The sequence below is a fragment of the Paenibacillus sp. N3.4 genome (assembly GCF_008017805.1).
GTDB lineage: Bacteria > Bacillota > Bacilli > Paenibacillales > NBRC-103111 > Paenibacillus_E.
Genome location: NZ_VRTT01000001.1, coordinates 13,096 through 37,457, shown reverse-complemented (window position 1 = coordinate 37,457; position 24,362 = coordinate 13,096). Strand labels below are relative to the sequence as shown.

General features: G+C 45.8%; 20 protein-coding genes and 1 pseudogene. 18 read left to right on the top strand and 3 right to left on the bottom strand.

From position 1 onward, the window contains the following. Nucleotides 1-4 precede the first annotated feature (4 nt). From FU659_RS00150 to FU659_RS00085, 14 genes and pseudogenes are all read left to right on the top strand, one after another. Nucleotides 5-2,038, top strand: a complete 2,034-nt coding sequence (locus FU659_RS00150; RefSeq protein WP_147945683.1) for a heterodisulfide reductase-related iron-sulfur binding cluster — start codon at nucleotides 5-7, stop codon at nucleotides 2,036-2,038. Nucleotides 2,039-2,064: 26 nt separating this feature from the next. Next, the gene (locus FU659_RS00145) at nucleotides 2,065-3,246 is read left to right on the top strand and encodes an acetyl-CoA C-acetyltransferase (protein WP_147945935.1); all 1,182 of its coding nucleotides are present in this window, start codon (nucleotides 2,065-2,067) and stop codon (nucleotides 3,244-3,246) included. A gap of 20 nt (nucleotides 3,247-3,266) precedes the next feature. Then, nucleotides 3,267-4,118: a 3-hydroxybutyryl-CoA dehydrogenase gene (locus FU659_RS00140; protein ID WP_147945682.1), complete on the top strand. Its 852-nt coding sequence runs from the start codon at nucleotides 3,267-3,269 to the stop codon at nucleotides 4,116-4,118. Between the two features lie 15 nt (nucleotides 4,119-4,133). Beyond that, the gene (locus FU659_RS00135) at nucleotides 4,134-5,276 is read left to right on the top strand and encodes an acyl-CoA dehydrogenase (protein ID WP_147945681.1); all 1,143 of its coding nucleotides are present in this window, start codon (nucleotides 4,134-4,136) and stop codon (nucleotides 5,274-5,276) included. Nucleotides 5,277-5,305: 29 nt separating this feature from the next. Beyond that, nucleotides 5,306-6,415: a citrate synthase gene (gene mmgD, locus FU659_RS00130; protein ID WP_147945680.1), complete on the top strand. Its 1,110-nt coding sequence runs from the start codon at nucleotides 5,306-5,308 to the stop codon at nucleotides 6,413-6,415. Nucleotides 6,416-6,448: 33 nt separating this feature from the next. Then, nucleotides 6,449-7,900: a bifunctional 2-methylcitrate dehydratase/aconitate hydratase gene (locus FU659_RS00125; protein ID WP_147945679.1), complete on the top strand. Its 1,452-nt coding sequence runs from the start codon at nucleotides 6,449-6,451 to the stop codon at nucleotides 7,898-7,900. 34 nt (nucleotides 7,901-7,934) lie between these two features. Beyond that, nucleotides 7,935-8,840 (top strand): methylisocitrate lyase, encoded by a 906-nt coding sequence (prpB, locus tag FU659_RS00120; RefSeq protein ID WP_147945678.1) that lies wholly within the window; start codon nucleotides 7,935-7,937, stop codon nucleotides 8,838-8,840. 38 nt (nucleotides 8,841-8,878) lie between these two features. Next, nucleotides 8,879-10,021 (top strand): acyl-CoA dehydrogenase, encoded by a 1,143-nt coding sequence (locus tag FU659_RS00115; protein ID WP_147945677.1) that lies wholly within the window; start codon nucleotides 8,879-8,881, stop codon nucleotides 10,019-10,021. A gap of 31 nt (nucleotides 10,022-10,052) precedes the next feature. Then, nucleotides 10,053-13,320 (top strand): annotated as a pseudogene (gene icmF / locus FU659_RS00110) (fused isobutyryl-CoA mutase/GTPase IcmF). A gap of 35 nt (nucleotides 13,321-13,355) precedes the next feature. Further along, nucleotides 13,356-13,907, top strand: a complete 552-nt coding sequence (locus tag FU659_RS00105) for a cob(I)yrinic acid a,c-diamide adenosyltransferase (RefSeq protein WP_147945676.1) — start codon at nucleotides 13,356-13,358, stop codon at nucleotides 13,905-13,907. A gap of 29 nt (nucleotides 13,908-13,936) precedes the next feature. Then, entirely contained in the window at nucleotides 13,937-14,731 is a 795-nt protein-coding gene (locus FU659_RS00100; protein ID WP_261807514.1) for an ABC transporter substrate-binding protein, read from the top strand. Between the two features lie 38 nt (nucleotides 14,732-14,769). Continuing rightward, the gene (locus tag FU659_RS00095; RefSeq protein ID WP_147945675.1) at nucleotides 14,770-16,122 is read left to right on the top strand and encodes a D-serine ammonia-lyase; all 1,353 of its coding nucleotides are present in this window, start codon (nucleotides 14,770-14,772) and stop codon (nucleotides 16,120-16,122) included. Then, a complete protein-coding gene (locus FU659_RS00090; protein WP_147945674.1) occupies nucleotides 16,119-16,775 on the top strand; it encodes a hypothetical protein in 657 nt (218 codons plus the stop codon). Before FU659_RS00095 ends, FU659_RS00090 begins: the two co-directional genes overlap by 4 nt. Before the next feature lie 344 nt (nucleotides 16,776-17,119). Next, nucleotides 17,120-18,736 carry a glycoside hydrolase family 13 protein gene (locus FU659_RS00085; RefSeq protein ID WP_147945933.1) on the top strand — a complete coding sequence of 539 codons (1,617 nt, stop codon included), beginning with the start codon at nucleotides 17,120-17,122 and terminating at the stop codon, nucleotides 18,734-18,736. Nucleotides 18,737-19,035: 299 nt separating this feature from the next. Here the strand turns inward: FU659_RS00085 and FU659_RS00080 are convergent, their stop codons facing one another. From FU659_RS00080 to FU659_RS00070, 3 genes are read right to left on the bottom strand one after another with little or no spacing between them, the layout of a single operon-like run. Further along, nucleotides 19,036-19,698 carry an RCC1 domain-containing protein gene (locus FU659_RS00080; protein ID WP_147945673.1) on the bottom strand — a complete coding sequence of 221 codons (663 nt, stop codon included), beginning with the start codon at nucleotides 19,696-19,698 and terminating at the stop codon, nucleotides 19,036-19,038. Further along, on the bottom strand, nucleotides 19,695-20,039 hold the full coding sequence (locus FU659_RS00075) for an RCC1 domain-containing protein (RefSeq protein ID WP_147945672.1): 345 nt from the start codon (nucleotides 20,037-20,039) through the stop codon (nucleotides 19,695-19,697). Before FU659_RS00075 ends, FU659_RS00080 begins: the two co-directional genes overlap by 4 nt. Beyond that, nucleotides 20,006-20,233 carry a hypothetical protein gene (locus FU659_RS00070; RefSeq protein ID WP_147945671.1) on the bottom strand — a complete coding sequence of 76 codons (228 nt, stop codon included), beginning with the start codon at nucleotides 20,231-20,233 and terminating at the stop codon, nucleotides 20,006-20,008. The genes FU659_RS00075 and FU659_RS00070 overlap by 34 nt, the downstream gene beginning before the upstream one ends. A gap of 439 nt (nucleotides 20,234-20,672) precedes the next feature. On the opposite strand from FU659_RS00070, the gene FU659_RS00065 reads away from it, so the two are divergent. The 4 genes from FU659_RS00065 (at nucleotide 20,673) to FU659_RS00050 (ending at nucleotide 24,351) form a co-directional block, all read left to right on the top strand. Further along, nucleotides 20,673-21,542: an ABC transporter permease gene (locus tag FU659_RS00065; protein ID WP_147945932.1), complete on the top strand. Its 870-nt coding sequence runs from the start codon at nucleotides 20,673-20,675 to the stop codon at nucleotides 21,540-21,542. 13 nt (nucleotides 21,543-21,555) lie between these two features. Further along, nucleotides 21,556-22,446, top strand: a complete 891-nt coding sequence (locus tag FU659_RS00060) for a carbohydrate ABC transporter permease (protein WP_147945670.1) — start codon at nucleotides 21,556-21,558, stop codon at nucleotides 22,444-22,446. Between the two features lie 193 nt (nucleotides 22,447-22,639). Next, nucleotides 22,640-23,146, top strand: coding sequence for a hypothetical protein (locus tag FU659_RS00055; RefSeq protein WP_147945669.1), 507 nt, complete (start codon nucleotides 22,640-22,642; stop codon nucleotides 23,144-23,146). After that, on the top strand, nucleotides 23,143-24,351 hold the full coding sequence (locus FU659_RS00050) for a sensor histidine kinase (protein ID WP_147945668.1): 1,209 nt from the start codon (nucleotides 23,143-23,145) through the stop codon (nucleotides 24,349-24,351). Before FU659_RS00055 ends, FU659_RS00050 begins: the two co-directional genes overlap by 4 nt. Nucleotides 24,352-24,362 lie beyond the last annotated feature (11 nt).

Genomic DNA, 24,362 nt, shown 5'->3' with positions numbered 1-24,362 from the left:
AGGAATGCTGTCTCTACTTCACTTTTTGGCATTCATGGCGGTAACCGGGTATGCCCTTTTTGCATTTTGCAGCATCGTTTATAGCCGGGTGACCTTTATTCGACTCGGCAAAAAGGCGGATTTGCAGAAAGACCTCGGTAACCGGATGAATGACTTCGTGGTTCAAGTATTTGGACAAAAGAAGCTCCTGAAGGATTCCAGAAGCGGTGTGATGCATATCGTCATGTTCTACGGATTTCTTATTTTGCAATTGGGTGCTTTGGAATTGATTCTCCAAGGATTTGTTAAAGGCTTTGAACTCCCTTTCGGGAATGCTCATCGATATTTCAGTGTATCGCAAGAAATCACGACTTTCCTCGTATTATTGGCGGTGATCTATGCGTTCTATCGCCGCTTTATTGAAAAATTGCCGCGACTTAAGCGCGGTCTGAAATCCGGTCTGGTCATTATATTCTTGACCGTATTGATGGTGTCGATTTTTCTGACTCTTACCTTCGAGCATATTTGGCTGGGTGAGGCGGGAAGCGCCTATACGCCTTTCTCCTCGGTGATCGCGGGGTTATTTGCAGGGATGAGCGCAAATAATGCCGGAATTTGGTTCTATGTATGCTGGTGGGTTCATCTACTGACCCTCCTATCTTTTTTGGTATATGTTCCGCAATCCAAGCACGCTCACATATTGTTTGCGCCAGTGAATATTTTACTAAGAGACACAAAGCCGGCGGGAAAATTAACCTCGATCGACTTTGATGATGAAACTCAGGAAACTTATGGCATTGGAAAAATCGAAGATTTCCGGCAAAATCAATTAATCGATTTGTATGCCTGTGTGGAATGCGGGCGATGCACTCAAATGTGTCCAGCTTCCGGTACAGGCAAGACCTTATCTCCTATGGATCTGATTGTAAAAATGCGCGATCACTTGACGGAAAAAGGGTCTGTGATCACGTCGAGAACACCGTGGGTGCCGAGCTTCGCATTCTCTCTTTCTCTGCGATCGGAGCAGGCGGCCACCGTAGAAACGTATGCGACCAATCTGATCGGCGATGTTATTACGGAAGAAGAGTTATGGGCCTGCACCACATGCCGCAACTGCGAAGATCAATGTCCGGTAGCCAACGAACACGTGGATAAAATTGTCGACATGCGCCGTTATCTCGTGTTGACGGAAGGAAAGATGCCGCATGAGGCGAGCCGCTATTTCCAAAATATCGAGCGGCAAAGCAACCCGTGGGGGATCAGCCGCAAAGAGCGGATCAAATGGCGTGAAGGACGGGACGATATTTACGTACCCACCGTGGATGAGGAACCTGATTTTGAATATTTGTTCTTCGTCGGCTCGATGGGATCCTTTGATATCCGCAGCCAGAAAGTCGCCCAATCCTTTGCCAAAATCATGAACACAGCCGGTGTGAAGTTTGCCATCCTGGGCAATGAAGAGAGGAATTCCGGGGAAACCGCCCGTCGTATGGGCAATGAATTTCTATTCCAACAGCTATGCAAGGAAAACATCGCAAACTTTCAGGATTATCATGTCAAAAAGATTGTGACAATTTGCCCGCATACGTATAACACTTTTAAGAACGAATACCCTGAATTCGGACTTGATGCGGAAGTGTACCATCACACCGAGCTCGTCTGGAAGTTGATTCGGGAAGGTCGCATCAAGCCGACCAAGGAGGTCAAGGAAGCGATCGCTTATCACGACTCTTGCTATATTGGGCGGTACAACGATATTTATGACATTCCGAGACAAATCCTGAAGAGTATCCCTGGCGTACAGGTGCTGGAGATGGAGCGCAACCGTGAGAATTCGATGTGCTGCGGAGCCGGAGGCGGCATGATGTGGATAGAAGAAACCCAAGGGAAGCGTGTGAATATGGAACGTACCGAACAGGCCCTTACCCTAAGCCCAACAACCATTGGAAGCAATTGTCCTTATTGCTTGACGATGATGAGCGACGGCACAAAAGCTAAAGAAGTGGAAAACCAAGTCAAAACGTTGGATATTGTCGAGGTCGTCGAAAGATCACTATAACTGTTTATGGGAGGACGGAATCAATGATGTCGAAAACAGTCATTGTTAGTGCCGCAAGAACCCCTTTCGGAAAATTTGGAGGTTCTTTGAAACCATTGCAAGCCGTCGATTTGGGCGGAATAGCGATTCGTGAGGCAGTTGCCCGTGCCGGTGTTGATGGGGCACAGGTAGATGAAGTCATTATGGGAATGGTCGTTCAAGCCGGCGCCGGACAAATCCCTTCCCGCCAAGCGGCGCGCTTGGCGGGCCTGCCATGGGAAGTAAGCACGGAGACGATCAATAAGGTGTGCGCATCCGGTTTACGTGCGGTTACGCTGGCCGATCAAATTATTCGTGCCGGGGACGCGGACATTATCGTTGCAGGTGGTATGGAAAGTATGAGCAATACCCCCTATGCGATGCCGAGCGGTCGTTGGGGCGGGCGAATGGGCGATGCGGTATTAAAGGATCTCATGGTTCATGACGGATTAACTTGCGCCTTCCGGCAAGTCCAAATGGCGGTTCATGGCAGCGTGGTTGCAGCAGAATACGAGATTTCCCGTACGGACCAGGATGCTTGGGCTTTCCGCAGCCATCGGAGAGCGGTTCAGGCGATAGCGGAAGGGAAATTCAAGGATGAAATCGTACCGGTCGTGATCCCGCAAAGAAAAGGGGATCCAATCATCGTCGAGACGGATGAAGCCCCCCGGAAGGATACGACTTTAGAAGCTATATCCAATTTGGCACCCATATTTGTCAAAGATGGAACGGTTACAGCAGGGAATGCTCCGGGTGTGAACGACGGGGCTGGAGCCTTCGTGTTGATGTCGGAACAAAAGGCAAGAGAATTGGGGAAACAACCACTCGCTACCATCATCGGGCATGCCGCCGTTGGGCTGGAAGCCCCCTATCTTGCCACCGCTCCGGCCTTCGCCATCGAAAAGTTATTAAAGAAAACCGGGGTATCCGTACAGGATATTAAACTGTTTGAAGTCAATGAGGCGTTTGCTTCGGTCACGTTGACCAGCGGCAAACTAGTCGGTTGGGATCCGGAAAAGGTGAATGTCAATGGCGGCGCCATTGCTTTAGGCCATCCGATCGGCGCCAGCGGCGCGCGTATTTTGATGACTCTCATTTACGAGCTGCGCCGCTGCGGCGGGGGATTAGGCGTTGCCGCTATATGCAGCGGAGCCGCACAAGGAGATGCGATACTGGTTCAGGTAGACTAGGAAACGAGGGAGAGGAAAGCATGTCCATTCAAAAGCTTATGGTGATCGGAGCGGGACAAATGGGCAGCGGGATTGCCCAGGTAGCAGCAACGGCCGGCTTGCAAGTCATTGTACATGATATCAAAGCGGAGTTTGTGGAAAAAGGTTTCAACATCATCAAGAAAAATCTTTCTCGCGATGTGGAAAAGGGGCGAAAACGCCAAGAAGAAATGGATGAGATTGTCAGCCGAATCACGTTGTCGACGGATCTGGCTGACGCCAAAGACGTGGATGTTGTTGTGGAAGCGGTCATTGAGAATATGCAAATTAAATCGGACATATTTCGAAAACTGGATGAAATCAGCCCTCCACATGCGATTTTGGCCAGCAATACCTCCTCATTGCCAATTACTGAAATCGCTGCGGTCACGAAACGTCCGGACAAAGTGATTGGCATGCACTTTATGAATCCGGTGCCGGTTATGAAGCTGATTGAGGTCATCCGCGGATTGGCCACATCTGATGAAACATATGCCATCATAGAAGACTTGGCGAAAAGAATGGGCAAGACGGCGGTCGAAGTCCATGACTTTCCCGGTTTCGTTGCCAATCGGATTCTGCTGCCGATGATCAATGAGGCGATTTATTGTGTCTATGAAGGCGTAGCTACGCCTGAAGCGGTGGATGAAATCATGAAACTGGGGATGAATCACCCGATGGGTCCGTTAACGCTGGCGGATTTTATCGGTTTGGACACATGCCTTTCGATTATGGAAATTTTACATGAAGGATTGGGCGATTCCAAATATCGCCCATGTCCGCTGCTGCGCAAATATGTCAAAGCAGGCTGGTTGGGACGGAAATCCGGACGCGGCTTTTATAGCTATCCATAAAGGGGGGAGAGAACGATGAATTTTCTATTATCTGAAGAGCATCAAATGATGCAAAACATGGTACGCGAGTTTGCTTTAAACGAATGCGGGCCTACTGCAGCACAACGTGACGAGGATGAATCCTTCGATATGGAAATATGGCATAAGATGGCGAAGCTTGGCTTGTGTGGGATTCCTTGGCCGGAAAAGTACGGCGGCGCAGGGGCCGATTATTTGGGCTATGTGATCGCAATCGAAGAGCTTTCCCGCGTAGATGCTTCCATCGGGGTGACCCTCTCCGTCAACACGTCGTTAGCCGGATGGTCGGTGTATAAGTTTGGCACGGAGGTGCAAAAGCAAAAATATTTGCGGGCAATGGCGGAAGGGAAAAGCATGGGGGCTTATTGCCTGACGGAACCGGGATCCGGATCAGATGCCGTCGGCATGAAGACAGCGGCTGTTCTGGTAGGGGATGAATGGGTCCTGAACGGTTCCAAGATTTTTGTTACGAACGGGGGCTATGCCGACATTTATGTCGTGTTCGCCCAGACCAATCCGGAGCTGAAGCATAAAGGCATTGCCGCGTTTATCGTGGAAAAAAGCTTCCCCGGCTTCTCTGTGGGGAAAAAGGAGAAAAAGCTCGGCATTCGTTCTTCCGCCACGACGGAAGTCATTTTTACCGATTGCCGTGTTCCGAAGGGAAACTTGTTGGGCCAAGTGGGCGAAGGATTCAAAATTGCGATGGCGACGCTCGACGGAGGCCGTAATGGGATTGCTGCACAAGCGCTGGGGATTGCTCAAGGAGCCTTGGATCATGCGGCACGTTATGCGAAGGAACGCGTACAGTTTGGCAAACCGATTAGCAAGCTGCAAGCGATTCAATTCAAAATAGCGGATATGGCAACGAAAATCGAAGCTGCCCGATTATTGACTTACCAAGCCGCATGGCGCGAGGATCAAGGGATTCCGTATGGTTTGCAATCCGCTATGTCCAAATTATTTGCATCCGATACCGCCATGGACGTGACGATTGAAGCTGTCCAGATTTTCGGCGGCTATGGATATACCCGCGAATATCCTGTGGAACGGTATATGCGCGATGCCAAGATTACGCAAATTTACGAAGGAACGAATGAAATTCAGCGTTTGGTCATTTCCGGATATTTGTTAAAGGACTAAAACATTAATTAAATGAGGGAGTGGATCCAATGAGCGAATTATATTATCCCGGTCTTGAAAATGTGATCGCGAGCGAGACCCGGATTTCATTTCTGGATGTCGACAACGAAGAAATTGTGCTGCGTGGCTATGACCTGATTGAATTAGCACATAAAGTGACTTACCTCGATATCGTCTTCTTGCTGTTGAATGGCAGTTTGCCCAACGAAGAGCAATACAAGGGACTTGAACAAGATTTGAAGAGAGAAGCCGGTTTGCCGAAAGAAACGATTCAGCTGCTCAGACTGCTCCCGAAAAATACGCACTTGATGGATGTTCTGCGAACTGGAATTTCGGCATTGGCTGGAGAGGAAACGGAGATCGACGACCGGTCTTGGGCGGCAAATTACCGGAAGTCGATTCGTTTGCTGGCCAAGGTCCCGCAAATCGTCGCCGACAGCTACCGCGCTGTAAACAAACAGGATCCCATTGAGCCTCGTCAAGACCTTTCGTACAGTGCTAACTTCCTGTATATGATTACAGGGCAAGTGCCGACGGAAGCGGAAGCGAAAATATTCGACCAATCTCTTATCGTCTACAGCGAACATGAGATGCCGAACTCGACTTTTGCAGCTCGTGTCATTGCCTCTACACAAGCGGATATCATCGGCGCTTTGACAGGTGCTGTTGCTTCCCTTAAAGGAACGCTGCACGGCGGCGCAAACGAAGCTGTTATGCATATGCTCTTGGAGGCTGGAGCTGTAGATAAAATGGAGCCTCTTATTCTCGGTAAGCTGTCACGCAAAGAGCGCATTATGGGTTTCGGGCACAGGGTTTACATGAAAAAACCGGATCCACGCGCCCTTCTCATGAAAGAGGCTCTTCAACCGTTGGCAACTGCAAAAGGCCAGGAGCATTTGTATCAAATGTGTCTGATTGGGGAAGAAGTCATGTACCGGGAAAAAGGACTGCATCCTAATCTGGATTACTATGCGGCCCCGGTGTATTACTTGCTCGGTATTCCAATCGATCTTTTCACACCTGTCTTCTTGGCGGCACGTACAATTGGCGTATGCGCACATGTGATCGAGCAGCATGAGAACAATCGCCTTTTCCGTCCGCGAGTTCTGTACAGCGGACCACGCAATTTGCATCCTTAATACCTATAATAACCAAGGAATGGTGGAAGATACATGAGTTCGATCATTGGTGATCATGGAAATATGGTGGAGAAAGCGGATAAGTTGCTAGTAGATATCGCCCAATATTCGCTTTCGCATGAAATTATCAGCAAAGAGGCCTATCGAATCGCTCGTCATGTCGTCATGGATTCACTCGGAACGGCTATGCTGGCGTTGAGATTTCCGGAATGCACGAAGCACTTGGGGCCTATTGTTCCTGGCGTCAGCGTGCCGAATGGCACGCGCGTGCCGGGAACGCAATTTGAACTCGATCCGGTACACGGGGCATTCAACATCGGCACCATGATTCGTTGGCTCGATTTCAACGATACTTGGCTTGCGGCTGAGTGGGGACATCCTTCCGACAATCTAGGCGGCATTTTGGCAGTGGCAGATTATGTAAGCCGCAATCGAGTAGCCGAAGGCAAGGCGCCGCTGAAGATGCGCGACGTGCTAACTGCTGCAATTAAAGCTCACGAAATTCAAGGGGTTCTGGCATTGGAAAACAGCTTGAACCGTGTCGGATTGGACCATGTGTTATTCGTGAAAGTGGCTTCAACGGCAGTTGTTACCGCATTGTTAGGCGGTGGCCCGGAAGAGGTTATCAACGCCCTCTCCAATGCGTGGCTGGATGGCGGCAGCTTGCGTACCTACAGACATGCACCGAATACGGGCTCCCGGAAGTCTTGGGCTGCCGGCGACGCGACAAGCCGCGCCGTACGACTCGGCTTAATGGCCATGAAAGGCGAAATGGGCTACGCTACCGGACTTTCCGCGAAGCTTTGGGGATTCCAGGACGTGTTGTTTAATGGTCAAGAGTTAAAGCTTGCCCGGCCGCTTGATTGTTATGTGATGGAAAACGTGCTGTTCAAAATTACTTTCCCAGCCGAGTTCCATGCGCAAACGGCAGTGGAGTGCGCCTTCAAGCTGCATGAGCTGGTGAAAGACCGCATCGATGACATCGGCCAAATTACACTGACTACACACGAGTCTGCCATCCGGATTATCGACAAGAAGGGGACTCTCCACAATCCTGCCGACAGGGATCATTGCCTCCAGTACATGGTAGCTATCGGACTATTATTCGGAGATTTGACGGCCGAGCATTATGAAGATGAAGTTGCAAAAAATCCGAAAATCGACGCTCTTCGCAACAAAATGGTTGTCGTGGAAGACGAACGATTTAGCAGGGACTATCTCGATCCGGAGAAACGCTCCATTGCCAACGCGGTTCAGATTCATTTTAAAGACGGTACGGAAACCGCTAAAATCGAATGCGAATACCCGATCGGACATCGCAGACGCCGTGAAGAAGGAATTCCGAAAATCGCGGAAAAATTCCAATCCAGTTTATTGACTCGTTTCCCAAGGAAGAAAGTAGAGCAAATTGTTGAGCTTTCCTTAGATCAGCAGCGTTTTGAAGAAACGGATGTGCAAGATTATATAGGCTTGTTCATCATTTGATTTTAAACACAAGAGTAAGAAAGGGGGCACTTCAATGGCATGGTTAATGGAGAAAGAGCCTGAACAGAAACAGTTAGCCGAACAATTTTTGCGAATGATCCAGGTAACGCCTATTGTGAAAATTCCGGGAACTCATGATGCGATGGCAGCCAGAATCGCCACGCAATTCGATTTCAAGGCCATTTATTTGTCCGGGGCGGCGTATACGGCCAGCCGGGGTTTACCTGATCTTGGCTTGGTTTATTCCAATGAAGTGGCAGAACGCGCCCGTGATCTTGTTCGGGCTTCCGGCCTTCCCTTGCTGGTCGATATTGACACTGGCTTCGGAGGTGTTCTGAACGTAGCTCGGACAGCAAAAGAAATGCTGGAGGCTAAGGCGGCAGCCGTTCAGATCGAAGATCAGGAAATGCCGAAGAAATGCGGGCACTTAAACGGGAAGAAGCTTATCTCCGCAGAGGAGATGATGCAGAAGATCAAGATAATCAAGGAAATCGCACCTTCTCTAGTCGTCATTGCCCGAACGGACGCCAAGGATGTAGAAGGGATGGAGGCTGCCATCGAAAGAGCCCAAAAATACGTGTCGGCGGGGGCTGACGCTATTTTTCCGGAAGCGTTGGACAACGAGGAGGACTTCAAATCATTCCGTGCAGCTCTTGATGTTCCGCTGTTAGCCAATATGACCGAATTCGGGAAAACCCCTTATTATACGGCTGAGCAATTCGAAAGCTGGGGATTTAACATGGTCATTTATCCGGTGACTTCACTTCGGGTTGCGGCTAAAGCTTATGAGCGGGTGTTTGCGGAGATCAGTCAGATTGGAACACAAGTACAATCGTTGAATCAGATGCAGACGCGCAAGGAACTTTACGAAACGATCCGGTATTACGATTACGAAAGTCTGGATAGCAAAATGGCCAAGACCATTCTTCAGGATGATTGATAAGTAGGCAAATAGCCATCCATAAAGGGGAGAGAACGATGAATTTTCTATTATCTGAAGAGCATCAAATGATGCAAAACATGGTACGCGAGTTTGCTTTAAACGAATGCGAGCCTACAGCAGCACAACGCGATGAGGATGAATCTTTTGATATGGAAATATGGCATAAGATGGCGAAGCTTGGCTTGTGTGGGATTCCTTGGCCGGAAGAGTACGGTGGCGCAGGGGCCGATTATTTGGGCTATGTCATCGCAGTCGAAGAGCTTTCCCGTGTCGATGCTTCCATCGGGGTGACCCTCTCCGCCCACACGTCGTTAGCTGGATGGCCGGTGTACAAGTTTGGTACGGAGGTGCAAAAGCAAAAATATCTGCGGGCCATGGCGGAAGGAAGAAGCATGGGGGCTTATTGTCTGACGGAACCGGGATCTGGATCCGATGCCGTCGGCATGAAGACAACGGCTGTTCTGGATGGGGATGAATGGGTCCTGAACGGTTCCAAGATTTTTATCACGAACGGGGGCTATGCCGACATTTATATCGTGTTTGCCCAGACCAATCCGGAGCTAAAGCATAAAGGCATTGCCGCGTTTATCGTGGAAAAAAGCTTCCCCGGCTTCTCTGTGGGGAAAAAGGAGAAAAAGCTCGGCATTCGTTCTTCGGCCACGACAGAAGTCATTTTTACCGATTGCCGTGTTCCGAAGGGAAACTTGCTCAGTCAAGTGGGCGAAGGATTCAAAATTGCGATGACGACGCTCGACGGAGGCCGTAACGGGATTGCTGCACAAGCCCTAGGGATTGCTCAAGGAGCCTTGGATCATGCGGCACGTTATGCGAAGGAACGCGTTCAGTTTGGCAAACCGATTAGCAAGCTGCAAGCGATTCAATTCAAAATAGCGGATATGGCAACGAAAATCGAAGCTGCCCGATTATTGACGTACCAAGCCGCATGGCGCGAGGATCAAGGGATTCCGTATGGTTTGCAATCCGCCATGTCCAAATTGTTTGCATCGGATACCGCCATGGACGTGACGGTTGAAGCTGTCCAGGTTTTCGGCGGCTATGGATATACCCGCGAATATCCTGTGGAACGGTATATGCGCGATGCCAAGATTACGCAAATTTACGAAGGAACGAATGAAATTCAGCGTTTGGTTATTTCCGGATATTTGTTAAAGGACTAAAAATTCTGTTGAAAAAAAGGTGGGATGAACGTTGGAGACGCAGGTGTATCGCCCGACCCATAATGTGCGTTTTGTTACGGCAGCAGCCTTATACGATGGCCATGATGCCTCCATTAACATCATGAGACGCATACTTCAGGCCTCCGGTGTGGAAGTCATTCACTTGGGACATAACCGGTCTGTACATGAGATCGTGAATGCGGCGATTCAAGAAGATGTGCAGGGCATCGCCATCAGCTCGTATCAGGGCGGCCATGTCGAGTATTTGAAATACATGTATGATTTATTTCAGCAAGAGGGAGCCGGTCACATCAAGATTTTTGCTGGTGGGGGCGGGGTGATTGTCACTTCCGAGATCAAGGAATTGTGCGCATACGGCATTGCCAAAGTTTTCTCTCCTGATGATGGACGCGAGCTTGGATTACAGGGCATGATCAACCATATGATTCGGGAATGCGACTTTCCGACACCGAAGCAGTTGGAGAAAGATCTGGCATGTTTACAAAACAAAAACTGGGGAGCTATAGCGAAATCGATTACTTTGCAGAAGAACAAGCGGATAAGAAAGGCTTGGATACATCCGCTGCCTTGAAGCAATTGCAAGCGGAAGCGCCGATCATCCCCGTATTGGGCATCACAGGAACAGGCGGAGCGGGTAAGAGCTCATTAACCGACGAATTGGTGCGGCGCTATCTCGAGCAATTCCCGGATCGTTCCATCGCCATTATTTCCATAGACCCTTCCAAGATGAAGACGGGGGGAGCATTGCTGGGAGATCGCATCCGTATGAATGCGATTCATCATTCGCGCGTATATATGCGCAGTATGGCAACACGGGGATCCAAATCTGAATTAAGTTACGCCACAAAGGAAGCCATCGATGTTGTAAAAGCGGCCGGTTATGATTTTGTCGTGATTGAAACCAGCGGGATCGGACAAGGAGACTCCGGTATCGTCGATCTTTGCGATGTGGCGATGTATGTGATGACAAGTGAATTTGGAGCGGCGACCCAGCTGGAAAAAATCGATATGATCGACTTTGCGGATGTGATCGTCATTAATAAGTTTGAACGCAGGGGATCTGAAGATGCTTTGCGCGACGTGCGCAAGCAATATAAGCGCAGCCATCAGTTGTTTGAAGTTCCCGACGAGGAGCTGCCGGTATTCGGAACGATTGCGAGCCAATTTAACGACCAGGGAACCAACGTGTTGTTTGCCAATCTGATGAAGATCGTGGAAAAGAAAACCGGCGGCACCTGGCCTACCCAATATGATGATAAGGTTCGGAAAGTGACGAAGAAAAACTTGATTATCTCGCCTGAGCGAACCGGATACTTGGGCGAGATCGTGCAAACGGTTCGGCAATACAAGAAGTTTACGGAAGAACAAGTTGCGATTGCCCGCAAGCTGTTCCAAATGAGGGGAACCCGAATGCTGTTGCAATCGGACAATGGGCAAATGATGTCTAAGGCGGAGACCCAGCAATTTACGGCTAAGCTTGACGAAATGCTCGCCTATTATGAAACCAAGCTCCATCCGGAATGCAAACAGCTGTTGGAAGAGTGGTCGAATATCCGCGAAGCCTATCAACAGGATCAGTTGGTCACCAAAGTTCGCGATAAGGAAATTTTCACCAAATTGTATACCGAATCGCTGTCTGGCAATAAGATTCCGCGAGTCAGTCTGCCGAAATTTGAGGACTCTGGTGAAATCATGCGCTGGCTGCTCAAGGAAACTTGCCAGGTTATTTTCCTTATACGGCGGGCGTATTCCCGTTCAAGCGCACGAATGAAGATCCGAAGCGCCAGTTTGCCGGAGAGGGAACGCCGGATCGCACGAACCGCCGCTTCCATTACCTATGCCAAAATGATGAAGCCAAGCGATTGTCTACAGCTTTTGACAGTGTCACCTTGTATGGGCAAGACCCGGATTACCGTCCCGACATTTATGGGAAAATCGGCAACAGCGGTGTGAGCATATGCACATTGGACGACATGAAGAAGCTGTATGAAGGTTTTGACCTGTGTCATCCTTCCACTAGTGTGTCCATGACCATCAATGGACCGGCACCGATGATCTTGGCGATGTTTATGAATACCGCCATTCATCAGCAGGTCGAAAAATTCGTGGAGACGAACGGAAGACAACCGAGTAAAGAAGAATACGAGAGCATCAAAGCGTATACGCTGCAAACGGTGCGCGGCACAGTTCAAGCGGATATACTTAAAGAGGATCAAGGGCAAAATACTTGTATTTTCTCTACCGAATTTGCACTAAAAATGATGGGGGATATCCAGCAGTATTTCATTGATCAGAAGGTGCGCAACTACTATTCCGTCAGTATCAGCGGCTATCATATTGCCGAAGCGGGAGCCAATCCCATTTCCCAATTAGCCTTTACGCTGACGAATGGCTTTACTTATGTCGAATACTATTTAAGCCGTGGCATGCATATAGATGATTTTGCGCCAAACCTGTCTTTTTTCTTTAGCAACGGTTTAGATCCGGAATATACCGTCATGGGGCGTGTGGCGCGTCGGGTTTGGTCTACCGTCATTAAAAATAAGTACGGCGGAAACGAACGAAGTCAAAAGCTGAAGTACCACATTCAAACATCCGGTCGCTCCCTGCATGCTCAAGAGATGGACTTCAATGATATCCGCACAACGTTGCAAGCGTTGATTGCGATTTATGACAACTGCAACTCCTTGCATACGAACGCTTATGATGAAGCCGTCACGACGCCGACGGAGAACTCCGTGCGCCGGGCTATGGCCATTCAAATGATCATTAATAAGGAGTTAGGTCTCGCGAAGAACGAAAATCCGCTGCAAGGCTCCTTTATTGTGGATGAGCTAACCGACCTCGTGGAAGAATCCGTTTTGCTCGAATTCCAGCGTATTCATGATCGGGGCGGAGTGCTGGGAGCGATGGAAACCCAATATCAAAGAGGGAAAATTCAAGAGGAATCCCTTTATTATGAACATAAGAAGCATTCCGGAGATCTGCCTATTATTGGCGTGAACACGTTCATTAATCCGAATGCAGGTGAGACAGCGGTTGAAATTGAGCTAGCACGTTCAACGGAAGAAGAAAAGCGAACCCAGATCGATAATCTTCATGCTTTCTGGTCGAAACACGAAGTGCAAGGTCCTATCGCGCTTGAACGCCTGAAACAGGTTGCTCTTCAAGATGGCAACATGTTCGAAGAACTGATGGAAGCCGTTAAAGTAAATTCCCTTGGACAGATTACCACCGCTTTATATGAAGTAGGGGGACAATATCGCCGAAATATGTGAGTTTCATTATTCATAGAAAGGAGCTGACGGATGAAATGAAAATTTACACAAAATCAGGAGACCAAGGCAAAACGAGTCTTGTTTATGGGCAGCGGGTGTCAAAGCATTCACCGCGAGTGGAGGCTTATGGAACATGCGACGAAGCCAATTCGATGATTGGATTAGCCATTTCCACTCTACCGCAGGGTGAACAGTGGTCCGATTTTCTTTCCATATTTCGAGTCATCCAAACCAAGCTTTTTCATGTAGGGGCAGAATTGGCGACCCCCACTGGCAAAAAAGTCGAATGGCCGGTTGTGGAACAGGATGTTCTATACCTGGAAGAACAGATTGACAACATGGAGGCTTCTTTGTCCCCGCTATCCAATTTTATACTCCCGGGTGGACACATATCCGGGGCTTCGCTTCACGTGGCAAGAACGATTGTGCGCCGTGCTGAGAGAATCATTGTACAGGTCCAAATGGAGGAGGAAATCAATCCGATTGTGGTTAAATATGTAAACCGGCTTTCCGATTTCCTTTTTGTGGCAGCAAGGTTTGTGAATCATCGACTTGGATCTCCTGAACTGACCCTGCATCAAGAATAACATACTGTCCATGAATCGAGGTGATCGGAGTGACCATCAAAACTTGGGAAGATCATTTGCAAAGAAAAGTCTCATTTCGGTTTCCTCCCAACAGGATAATTTCGTTATGTCCATCGATCACAGAAACGTTGTATGCTTTGCAGCTTTCCGACCGGATCGTAGGAAGAACAAGGTATTGCATCCATCCTGCCAATCAAATTCAACAAGCGACCATCGTAGGGGGAACTAAACAAGTCAAAGTGGATGTGATCGCACAACTCAAGCCGGATCTGATCATCGCCGAAAAGGAAGAAAACCCAAAGGAAATGGTTGAGAATCTGGCTAAACAATTTCCCGTCTATGTGACGAATGTAGAGCAGTATGATGACGCATTACACATGATTCGGGACTTAGGGGTTATTTGCAACCGAGAAGAACCGGCTGAAAGCATGGTGAAAGAAATTAGCAAGGAATTTCAAAGCTTCCAGCCGATCAATCAGGGGAGGGTGGCTTATGTCATATGGAAAAATCCGTATATGGTTGCAGGCCATCGCACCTACATTGACTCTATGCTGGAAAAGTTCGGTTTTACGAATGTTTTTAAGGATCGTCCGGAAAGATACCCGAGTGTGACGATAGAGGAATTTCAGCGGGCACAGCCGGATTTTATCTTTTTATCTTCTGAGCCCTATCCTTTTAAAGACATACACAAGAATGTATTCGTTGAAAATGTACCAGGTGCCAGAACTATATTGGTTGACGGAGAGATTTTTAGCTGGTACGGTACGCATATGTTAAAGGCCGCTGACTATGCAAATCTGCTCATTAAAGGGTTAAAACAATGAAAAAGAAGAAATGTTGAAAGTGAAGCGAGGGATAAGTTATGTACAACACCAATATTCTGGGTAAATCGTTGGAACGATGGATAGAGGAATTTCCTTTGATAACGCAATTGATTTCCACCGAGGAAGTATTTTGGACCAATCCTCATTACCAACCATTTGAACAATGTGCTGGGGAGCTTCCCTTGGAAGAAAAACATGTCCAGGACGCGGAGCAGAGGTTACAACGGTTTGCTCCTTATCTAGCCAAAGCTTTTCCTGAAACAAGACAAATGAATGGGATCATTGAGTCTCCTCTCGTGCAAATTCCAGCTATGCAACAACATGTGGAGGAAAGGTACGGCCAAAAAATTCTTGGGCAATTATGGCTCAAGTGCGATAGCCATCTGCCCATTTCAGGATCTATAAAAGCAAGAGGCGGCATTTATGAGGTATTGAAACATGCTGAAGATTTAGCCATCCAACATAACATGCTTACCGTTGAAGAGGATTACTCTGTCCTGGCTGACCAAGCTTTCAAGGATTTCTTTTCACAATATTCTATCGCCGTAGGATCAACGGGTAATTTAGGGATGAGCATTGGAATTATTAGTGCCGAAATCGGGTTCCATGTAACTGTGCATATGTCTGCGGATGCAAAGCAGTGGAAAAAAGATTTGCTTAGAAAAAAAGGCGTGGTTGTCGTCGAATATGCATCGGATTACAGCAAAGCCGTAGAAGAAGGACGTAAACAAGCGGAGACTGACCCTACTTGTTATTTCATTGATGATGAAAATTCCCAAGATTTATTTTTGGGGTATGCGGTAGCTGCCTCCCGATTAAAGAAACAACTGGAAGACAGGAATGTCATTGTAGATGAAGACCACCCGCTGTTTGTATATCTCCCATGTGGAGTAGGTGGGGGACCGGGCGGCGTAGCTTTTGGCTTGAAGTTGCTTTATAAGGATCAAGCACATTGCTTTTTCGGTGAGCCTACCCATTCACCATGTATGCTGCTTGGTTTAATGACGGGCATGCACAATAGAATTGCTGTGCAAGATTTTGGGATAGACAACATCACAACTGCTGACGGACTAGCAGTGGGAAGGCCATCGGGTTTTGTTGGAAAAACCGTTGAAGGTTTATTGAGTGGAATTTATACAGTGAGTGACGATCAGTTGTTTGAGCTGTTACGTGCGCTAATCGATACTGAAAACATTCACCTGGAGCCTTCGGCATTGGCGGGTGCTTATGGTCCTATCCAACTATTCAAAAGTGAAGCCGGGCACAATTATGTGGAGAAGCATGACTTGCGAAATAAACTAAAGAATGCCACACACATCATTTGGGCAACCGGAGGTAGTATGGTTCCTGAAGATATCATGGCATCTTACTATCGCATGGCCAAATCGTGATTGTAGATCGCTGCATACGCCAGGCAGTGATAGGGAGTTTTAAACACGGGCAAAATTTATATATTACCTCTCAAAAAAATGGGAGCCGTGTAAGCAAACCAACCATTGTTAACCTACAACCAGCGCAAAAAACACCAGTCCCTAATGTAGTTACACAAGCGGTATATGCTGACGGAGGATGGCTATCAGGATTCTGGGCACCTGGCTCTACTTTATTTTTGAAAAATACAAATGAAGAAATTATTTACAGCACTTCTTATTCTTATAATAATAACTTTTCATTTGATATTCCGAAAGATAAACTAGCAGGATCGAAACTTTTTCTTACGGTGAAGGAAGAAGGGAAATATGTCAGTGACCCCGTTGATATTCTCGTTAAGCCTATAGAAGGATCAACCTCTGCTCCAAAAGTAACGGGTACTGTCAGTAAAGATGGCGGGTGGGTATTTATTCAGACAGAACCTTATGCCAAGCTATATTTGAAACGGGCAGATGATTCTATCATGATTGAGAAAAGAGCTGACGGTGAAGGATTATACAGCACGTATATTTCCACTTACGAATTAAAACAAACTAATAAGGTATTTATTACTGCGGATGCATATGGCAAAACGGAAAGTACAGAACCAACAGTATTAAACATTGCTCCATAACAAATCATTACACGACAAGTCAGCGCTAGCGATGGTGACTATGCAACAGGCTGTCCAGTTGGAAAAAGACCAGAAGTAAATGGAACTATAGTTCAGGAGCTTGCTTCGCGGCAGCTCCTTTTTTGTTTATTAATTTGGGTCTAATTGTCTAGATATGGAGGTAGACTTTGGGGAGGATATCGTTTCTGCGATCGTTGCAAGTGTCGGGTTTTTAGCGTATTATCAGAAAGCGGAAATAGCTTCCCCAACATGGTTGGAAGCATTTATGCATGGCTCGCGACCATGTTTTGTGTGACTACGCAGCTTTTTTCAAAGAAAAGTGAGGTTTTTAAGATATGAACATAATCAAGCAAACATGGTGGAAAGAAGCGGTTGTTTATCAAGTATATTGGAGAAGTTTTTATGATACGAATGGAGACGGCTATGGCGATTTGGAGGGAGTCATTCAAAAGCTGGATTACATAAGCGAACTTGGGGCTGATGTCATTTGGCTGAATCCTTGCTATGGTTCACCGGATGTCGATAACGGCTACGACATTTCCGACTACCGATCCGTAATGACGAAAGCAGGGACGCTGGAGACTTTCGAGAGACTGCTTCACGAGGTTCACTCTCGGGGAATGAAGCTGATTATGGATCTGGTCGTCAACCACACATCCGATCAGCACCCTTGGTTTATTGAATCCGGTTCATCCAAGGATCATCCCAAAAGAGATTATTATATTTGGCGTAAGGAACCTAACAATTGGAGATCATACTTTACCCCTTCGACTTGGGAATATGATGAGCGCACAGGGGAGTATTATTTCCACTCTTTCGCTACTGAGCAGCCCGATTTAAACTGGGAAAACCCTAAGGTTCGGGAAGAAATTTATGACATGATGCGCTACTGGTTGGATAAGAGTATCGACGGATTCCGAATGGATGTCATTAATCTCTTGGCTAAACAGGAGGGGTTCCCAGATGCAGCTCATCCCGAGAACATCAATTATTTGGGAAATAATCCGGGTATCCATGAATACCTCCAAGAAATGCATGAAAAAGTGCTGAAGCATTATGATGTATTTACCGTAGGAGAAATTCCGTTTGTAACTCCGGAAGACGGGTTGCTCTACGTAGGAGAAGATCGCAATGAGCTTCATACCTTGTTCCATTTTGAAGTATGCGACTACATGGCTCATTGGGACATGCAGATGTTCAAGGATATCCAGAAGAGATGGTATAAAGGCATGTGGGGGAAAGGCTGGAATTCGCAGTTTTTGAACAATCATGATCATACCCGGCTTGTTACCCGGTTCGGCAACGATACGAAGTATCGCGTGGAATCCGCCAAATGCTTCGCTACTCTGCTGCATACGCTGCCCGGTATGCCTTACATTTTCCAAGGAGAAGAAATCGGGATGACAGGTGTCCGTTTTGACTCCATCGACGACTACAACGATATTGCGATGAAAAACAAATATAAGGAAGAAGTGGCAAAAGGAAGAGATCCTAGGGAGGTCTTCGAAAGCCTGCTTCACCTGGCAAGAGACAATTCAAGAACGCCTATGCAGTGGGATGATTCCGCCTATGCAGGGTTTTCCACAGGTGAACCTTGGCTGAAGGTGAACCCGAATTATCAAGACATCAATGTGCAAGAAGCACTCGCCGATCGTAACTCCGTCTTTTACTATTACCAAGAGCTGATCCGGCTGCGTAAGGAAAATAAAGTGATGGTATACGGCAGCTATGAGCCGATCATGGAGAATGATGCGCACGTTTACGCTTATTATCGTAAATTTGAAAGCCAGAACTGGCTGATCCTTCTTAACATTTCGGAACAAGATACACCATGCGTGCTTCCGGAAGAAACCTCATCGCAAGTACTAGAGTTAGTGATCGGCAATTATTCAGAGCCGGCTAGAGGCATGGATGAATTTCTGCTGAAGCCTTACGAGGCGAGAATTTACAGGATAGGGTAAATCCACTCTTTCATTTGCTTCATTATATAGAAGACACCTTTTCTGGATGGCAGTTGTGCAGCGACACACTTACTTGACCAAACAAAGAGGTGTCTTACGCCGCGGCGATCTTCAAATTCTAATCAATCCTACAAGAAGAAAAATACTGAATTATGAAAAATACACATTTGAACCATCATTGACATGAAGTATGAAACCGGATTTGCTAATCCAACGAAAACTCCAATGTTTTTGTAGTATTAAAGTGTATGGAAGGAAGACAACCGCACGAGCTGCTCGTGCGGTTGTTTGTATACTTTTCATTTTTTCTGAAGTTCAAGCATCCATGTTGGTTTTGGAAATGAAATCTGGACCGGAGACAATTTAGAGTTGTTGGTATCGTCGCCTAATTGTCCCCATAGGTTTTGGCCCCATGCCCACAGAGTTCCATCCTGACGGATTGCTGTATGGATACCAAACCCTGCGCTTATTGAGATGACATGGTCTATCCCTTTAACCTGTGTGGGTTCAGTAAGTTCCGTGTACTCATCAATATCGTAGAGATAGGGCATATATCCCCATTTCCAAATTGTGCCGTCTTTTTTTAACGCCAGGTTGTATGATAATCCTGAAGTTAAAGCAATGATATCGGTTAAGCCAGGAACCTGTACCGCTTCTGCCGGAACAGCATCTTCTTTTTTTCCGGTAAGCTGACCTAATTGGTTGTTGCCCCATGCCATAACAGTCCCGTCATTTTTCAAAGCAACAAGATGCAAATTATTTGTCCCTTTTCCAAGTTCAACAATATCCGAAAAGCCCGGCACTTGTTTTGTCGTAATATTGTAAGAGGTGCGTTCATTAATTTGCAGCTTCCAATCTTCTGTAAATTTCATCGTTGTAAGCTCGAACCCTTTTGAACTCCATACGGTTCCGTCTTCCTGTAAGGCAATGACTTGATCTTCAACAACGGTTATATCTTTCACTTTTTCAACCCTGGAATGGCAACGGGGTCAAGTTCTTTATCTTTATTCGTAACAAAGGGATCAATGTAAGTCGTCCATACCCAAACAATACCATCTTTATCCAAAGCTGCTTTAATATTATAATGGCCTAGAGCTACCTTTACTATATCTTTTAATTGTTGTTTTTGGACGGGGGCAGAAACAGGAAAGTACCACGTCGTATCCTCAGGTGAACCGTACTGATACGACCATTCCCATACCGTTCCGTCTTCACGCAAAGCAACGCCCTTTTTATCGAAAGAAAAATCCACGACTTTATCCAAGCCTTTTACTTCGTAGGAACGCGCTTCCCCATGATCCAAATATGCCCTTCATTATCAAGTAGGCTGTACGATTCCATACCTGCAGACAATTTTACAGGTTTCAGCGCCATGGAAGATGATTCTGCTGCGGCTTGTGTAGCAGGCATGATGACCGGACTGGCGACTAATAATCCAATAGCAGTTACGGTTAGCAATAGCTTTTTGAGATGCAAAGCATGGCGGTTGTTATTCATTTTTCACACTCTCTCATTTGGATATAAGTGGATAATAATTGGAATTATATAATTATACTGTTAAATAAAAGAAAAGTTTCGGAGAGATACGTGATGTTGCACTGTTATGGGGGAGCGTTAGCAACCAAGAAATAAATGAAACAAGGAGCTGTACTCTATGCAGCTCCTTGTTTACGTGCGTTAAAATTGATCTAAACGCAAGCCGTTACGGGACGTTTGGACACAAAAAGCCCTCCTCAAAAAGTCAGCAAAGCGATAGCGAAAAAGTCAGCAAACTGTTAGTAGCGATTTCAGCATTGTTTTATGATAAGAGCATAGTGGTACAGAAAGAGGGAAAGAAGGGATTCACTTGACAGAGGCAGCAGTCGTAATCACTGAACGTAAAGAGACGACTAAGATAAAAAAGAGAACATTCAAAAAGTATATTCCACTTACGCTGATGACGATTCCGGGATTGCTTTACTTATTATTGAATAACTATCTACCTATGTTCGGAATTGTCATTGCTTTTAAAAACATCAATTTTTCCAAAGGGATCTTGGGTAGCGATTGGATCGGTTTCAAAAATTTTGAGTATTTGTTCAAGACCTCAGATGCTTACATCATTACGAGAAACACGATTCTCTATAATGTGATATTTATTATTCTGGGCACGCTGCTTTCAATCGGAATTGCGATTCTCTTAAATGAAATCAAGAATCGTTTCTTCTCTAGGCTGTATCAGAGTATCATTCTACTGCCATTTCTCATTTCCATGGTTATCGTCAGCTACTTGGCTTATGCAGGTCTAAGCTTGGAAACTGGATTTTTGAACAAAACCGTGCTTCCTTTATTGGGTATGCAAGAGATTAACTGGTATCAGGAAGCAAAATATTGGCCGTTCATTATAACACTGATCCATATATGGAAAGGCATTGGCTACAGTAGTATCGTTTATTTTGCAGCTATCATCGGAATTAATGAAGAATATTACGAAGCTGCTAAGCTGGATGGGGCTAGCAAATTGAAGCAGATTCGGAACATTACGATCCCGCTGCTGACTCCTACAATAACGATGTTGGTTTTGCTGAGCATTGGAAGAATATTTTATTCTGACTTCGGCCTGTTCTATCAAGTTACGATGAATTCGGGAGCAATCTACTCGACAACCAATGTAATCGATACTTACGTGTACCGTGGATTGATGGGACTGGGGGACATTGGCATGTCGGCAGCAGCAGGTCTGTATCAATCGGTAGTCGGATTTATTCTCGTCCTTTTATCCAACTATTTAGTTGGCAAATTCAACAAAGATAATGCATTATTCTAGTGAGGTGACTGCCATGAAAAATGAACATTTATCGCTGCAGTGGTTCGGACATATCATCATGATTTTGCTCTCCTTGGCTTGTTTGGTCCCTTTTATGCTCTTGTTTCTTTCTTCCATTACCGATGAAAAGGAGATTATCCGAAACGGGTATTCATTTCTGCCGACTCAATACAGTTTGCTTGCATACCGATATATATGGGAGCAAGGCGCTGACATTTTTAGGGCATACGGCATCACCGTGCTGGTTACTGTGGTAGGGACGACAGCGAGCCTTGTGATCACATCCTTATTGGCGTATCCAATTGCTCGAAAAGATTATCCACTTCGTAATGTGTTAGCATTTGTCGTTTTCTTTACGCTGCTGTTTAATGGGGGATTGGTACCATCCTATCTGATATACTCGCAGTTGCTGGATATAAAGAACACGATTTGGGCACTGATTATACCTGGACTTTTAATGAACGGTTTCAACGTCATGCTGATGCGGACATACTTTCAAACTTCGATTCCAATGGAAGTTATAGAATCGGCGAATATGGATGGGGCGGGAGAGTTCAGAACGTTCCGATCGATTGTGCTTCCGCTTTCTATGCCTATTCTTGCGACTGTGGGGCTTTTCCAAACGATTACCTACTGGAATGATTGGATGAACGGAATGGTCTATATTACAGACCCCCATTACTACAGCATTCAAAATCTGCTGAACCGCATTTTACAGGATGCCCAGTTTTTGGCGAGTGGCCAATTCAAAAACTCTAGCGTCAGTACAGCAGTGCAATCACTTCCCAGTTCTACCGTAAAGATGGCTATTGCGGTAATCGGCATTATCCCCATTCTGATTGTCTACCCTTTCTTCCAAAAATATTTTGTCAAAGGGATTACGATCGGAGCCGTGAAAGGGTAGCTCATGCCTAAAAAATATCATGTGCAAGTCCATTTTGATCAGCTCGCGTGAGCTTTCAGATGGGCTTTCTTTTCTTTTCTTTTATTCATGCTCCATAAAAAAATGATACAGTATAGATATCGAAAATTGTAGAATCAAAAAGTGCAGGGGCAGGTGTTTCATGAAAGCAGATGAGCTAAAAAGGAGGTATTCTATGAATTCGATACGGCTGAAATTGATGTTGGGGGTATTGATTTTAACGTTACCTTTGATCACGATACTGATTTATTATAGTGTTTATTCTACCAAGGTCGTTCGGAATCAAGTAGCGGATTCTTACAAAAACATGATGATTTTATATATGAGTCAAGTGGATAATTCTTTAGAGGACATTGACAAATATATGACTAACACGGTGGTTGTCGATTCCGATTTTGACTCCTATCAACTGTCGAATTTGGATTATGATTTTAATTTCAATAAAATAGTCATGTTTAATAAATTATTGAATGATATTGGCATGTTTAAATCAGTCAATGCCTTTTTCTTGTATGCTCCAGAGAGAGATGATATGTTACGAGTAACCAGAGATAGAGTCACCATTGAAGAAGAAGAGACGATCTTTCATGTTATTAAGCAAACGGTGGATTCCAATACGAATCCCAATCGATTCAACACAAAAATCTGGGATGTTCAGAAGATCATGATACCTATTATATGATGCATATATTGAAATCCGGGGCTGTTTATTTTGGTGTTTGGATTAAAGCGGACAAGCTGATGGTTCCTTTCAAAACGATTGATTTTGGTACTAACGGCGGAGCGTTATTTGCCACTCAAAACGGACTGCCTATGACGAATATAGACCTTGTAAACCAGAATCAAGTTCAGCTGAATGCAGGCATGGAGAATTATTATTTATCAGGCAATCATCATAATTTCTTGGTCGTTGGCGAACCATCAGCTAAAGGGAATTTTAATTTAGTCGCACTCGTACCTGACGAGAAGATTCTTGAAAAACTTCCCTATTTACAAAAAATAGTTGAATTTATCGCTTTCGCATGCCTCATTTCACTGCCCTTAGGTTTGTATTTATTACGAAGAACGATCATGCTTCCCCTTAACCGATTGATGGTTGCTATGAAAAGAATTCGCAGCGGTCATCTGGAAACTCGGATAGACACATTTCCAACATCCGATGAATTTATCCTTGTGAACGAGACGTTTAACAATATGATGTCGCAAATCCAAGAACTGCGAATTAACGTTTATGAGGAACAGCTATCCAAACAAAAAGAAGAGCTTCAGCGCTTACAGCTGCAGATCAACCCTCATTTCTTTATGAATTCCTTAAATATAGTATATAACTTGGCAAAAGTGAAAAATTTTGAATTGATTAAGGAAATGTCCTTATCATTAATGCAGTATTTCCGCTATATGTTCAGGAGCAATTTAAGTTTCGTGAAGCTTAAAGAGGAGCTCGAGCATACAAAAAATTATTTTCGCATACAGGAGCTTCGCTTTCCGGGAAGTCTGACTTGCGAAATTCATGCACCAGAATTTTTAATTGATACGTATGTGCCGCCTCTTGTCATTCAGACATTCGTTGAAAATACGGTGAAACATGCGGTTACGCTGGATGAACCCATTCATATTTCGATGAACATTGATGTTATTGAGCTAGAAGGCTTTCCTTGTATTAACATCGTGATTCAAGATACGGGTAAGGGATTCCCACAGGAAGTGCTATCTATTCTGCAAAGAAATGAAAGTCTGGTCACGGAACAAGGGGAGCATGTCGGAATATGGAACGTACAGCGGAGGCTGCGGTTGCTGTATGCTCATGCTGTACAAATATCTTTTTCCAATGGCTCTCCTTGTGGGGCGGTCATTGAAATTACCTTGCCTATCCATTCCAAAATGTAAAACGGGGGTGC

Coding starts and splice junctions, on each gene's coding strand:
- FU659_RS00150 (WP_147945683.1), top strand. CDS start 5: ATGCTGTCTCTACTTCACTTTTTGGCATTCATGGCGGTAACCGGGTAT.
- FU659_RS00145 (WP_147945935.1), top strand. CDS start 2,065: ATGTCGAAAACAGTCATTGTTAGTGCCGCAAGAACCCCTTTCGGAAAA.
- FU659_RS00140 (WP_147945682.1), top strand. CDS start 3,267: ATGTCCATTCAAAAGCTTATGGTGATCGGAGCGGGACAAATGGGCAGC.
- FU659_RS00135 (WP_147945681.1), top strand. CDS start 4,134: ATGAATTTTCTATTATCTGAAGAGCATCAAATGATGCAAAACATGGTA.
- mmgD (WP_147945680.1), top strand. CDS start 5,306: ATGAGCGAATTATATTATCCCGGTCTTGAAAATGTGATCGCGAGCGAG.
- FU659_RS00125 (WP_147945679.1), top strand. CDS start 6,449: ATGAGTTCGATCATTGGTGATCATGGAAATATGGTGGAGAAAGCGGAT.
- prpB (WP_147945678.1), top strand. CDS start 7,935: ATGGCATGGTTAATGGAGAAAGAGCCTGAACAGAAACAGTTAGCCGAA.
- FU659_RS00115 (WP_147945677.1), top strand. CDS start 8,879: ATGAATTTTCTATTATCTGAAGAGCATCAAATGATGCAAAACATGGTA.
- FU659_RS00105 (WP_147945676.1), top strand. CDS start 13,356: ATGAAAATTTACACAAAATCAGGAGACCAAGGCAAAACGAGTCTTGTT.
- FU659_RS00095 (WP_147945675.1), top strand. CDS start 14,770: ATGTACAACACCAATATTCTGGGTAAATCGTTGGAACGATGGATAGAG.
- FU659_RS00070 (WP_147945671.1), bottom strand. CDS start 20,233: ATGAATAACAACCGCCATGCTTTGCATCTCAAAAAGCTATTGCTAACC.
- FU659_RS00065 (WP_147945932.1), top strand. CDS start 20,673: ATGACGATTCCGGGATTGCTTTACTTATTATTGAATAACTATCTACCT.
- FU659_RS00060 (WP_147945670.1), top strand. CDS start 21,556: ATGAAAAATGAACATTTATCGCTGCAGTGGTTCGGACATATCATCATG.
- FU659_RS00055 (WP_147945669.1), top strand. CDS start 22,640: ATGAATTCGATACGGCTGAAATTGATGTTGGGGGTATTGATTTTAACG.
- FU659_RS00050 (WP_147945668.1), top strand. CDS start 23,143: ATGATGCATATATTGAAATCCGGGGCTGTTTATTTTGGTGTTTGGATT.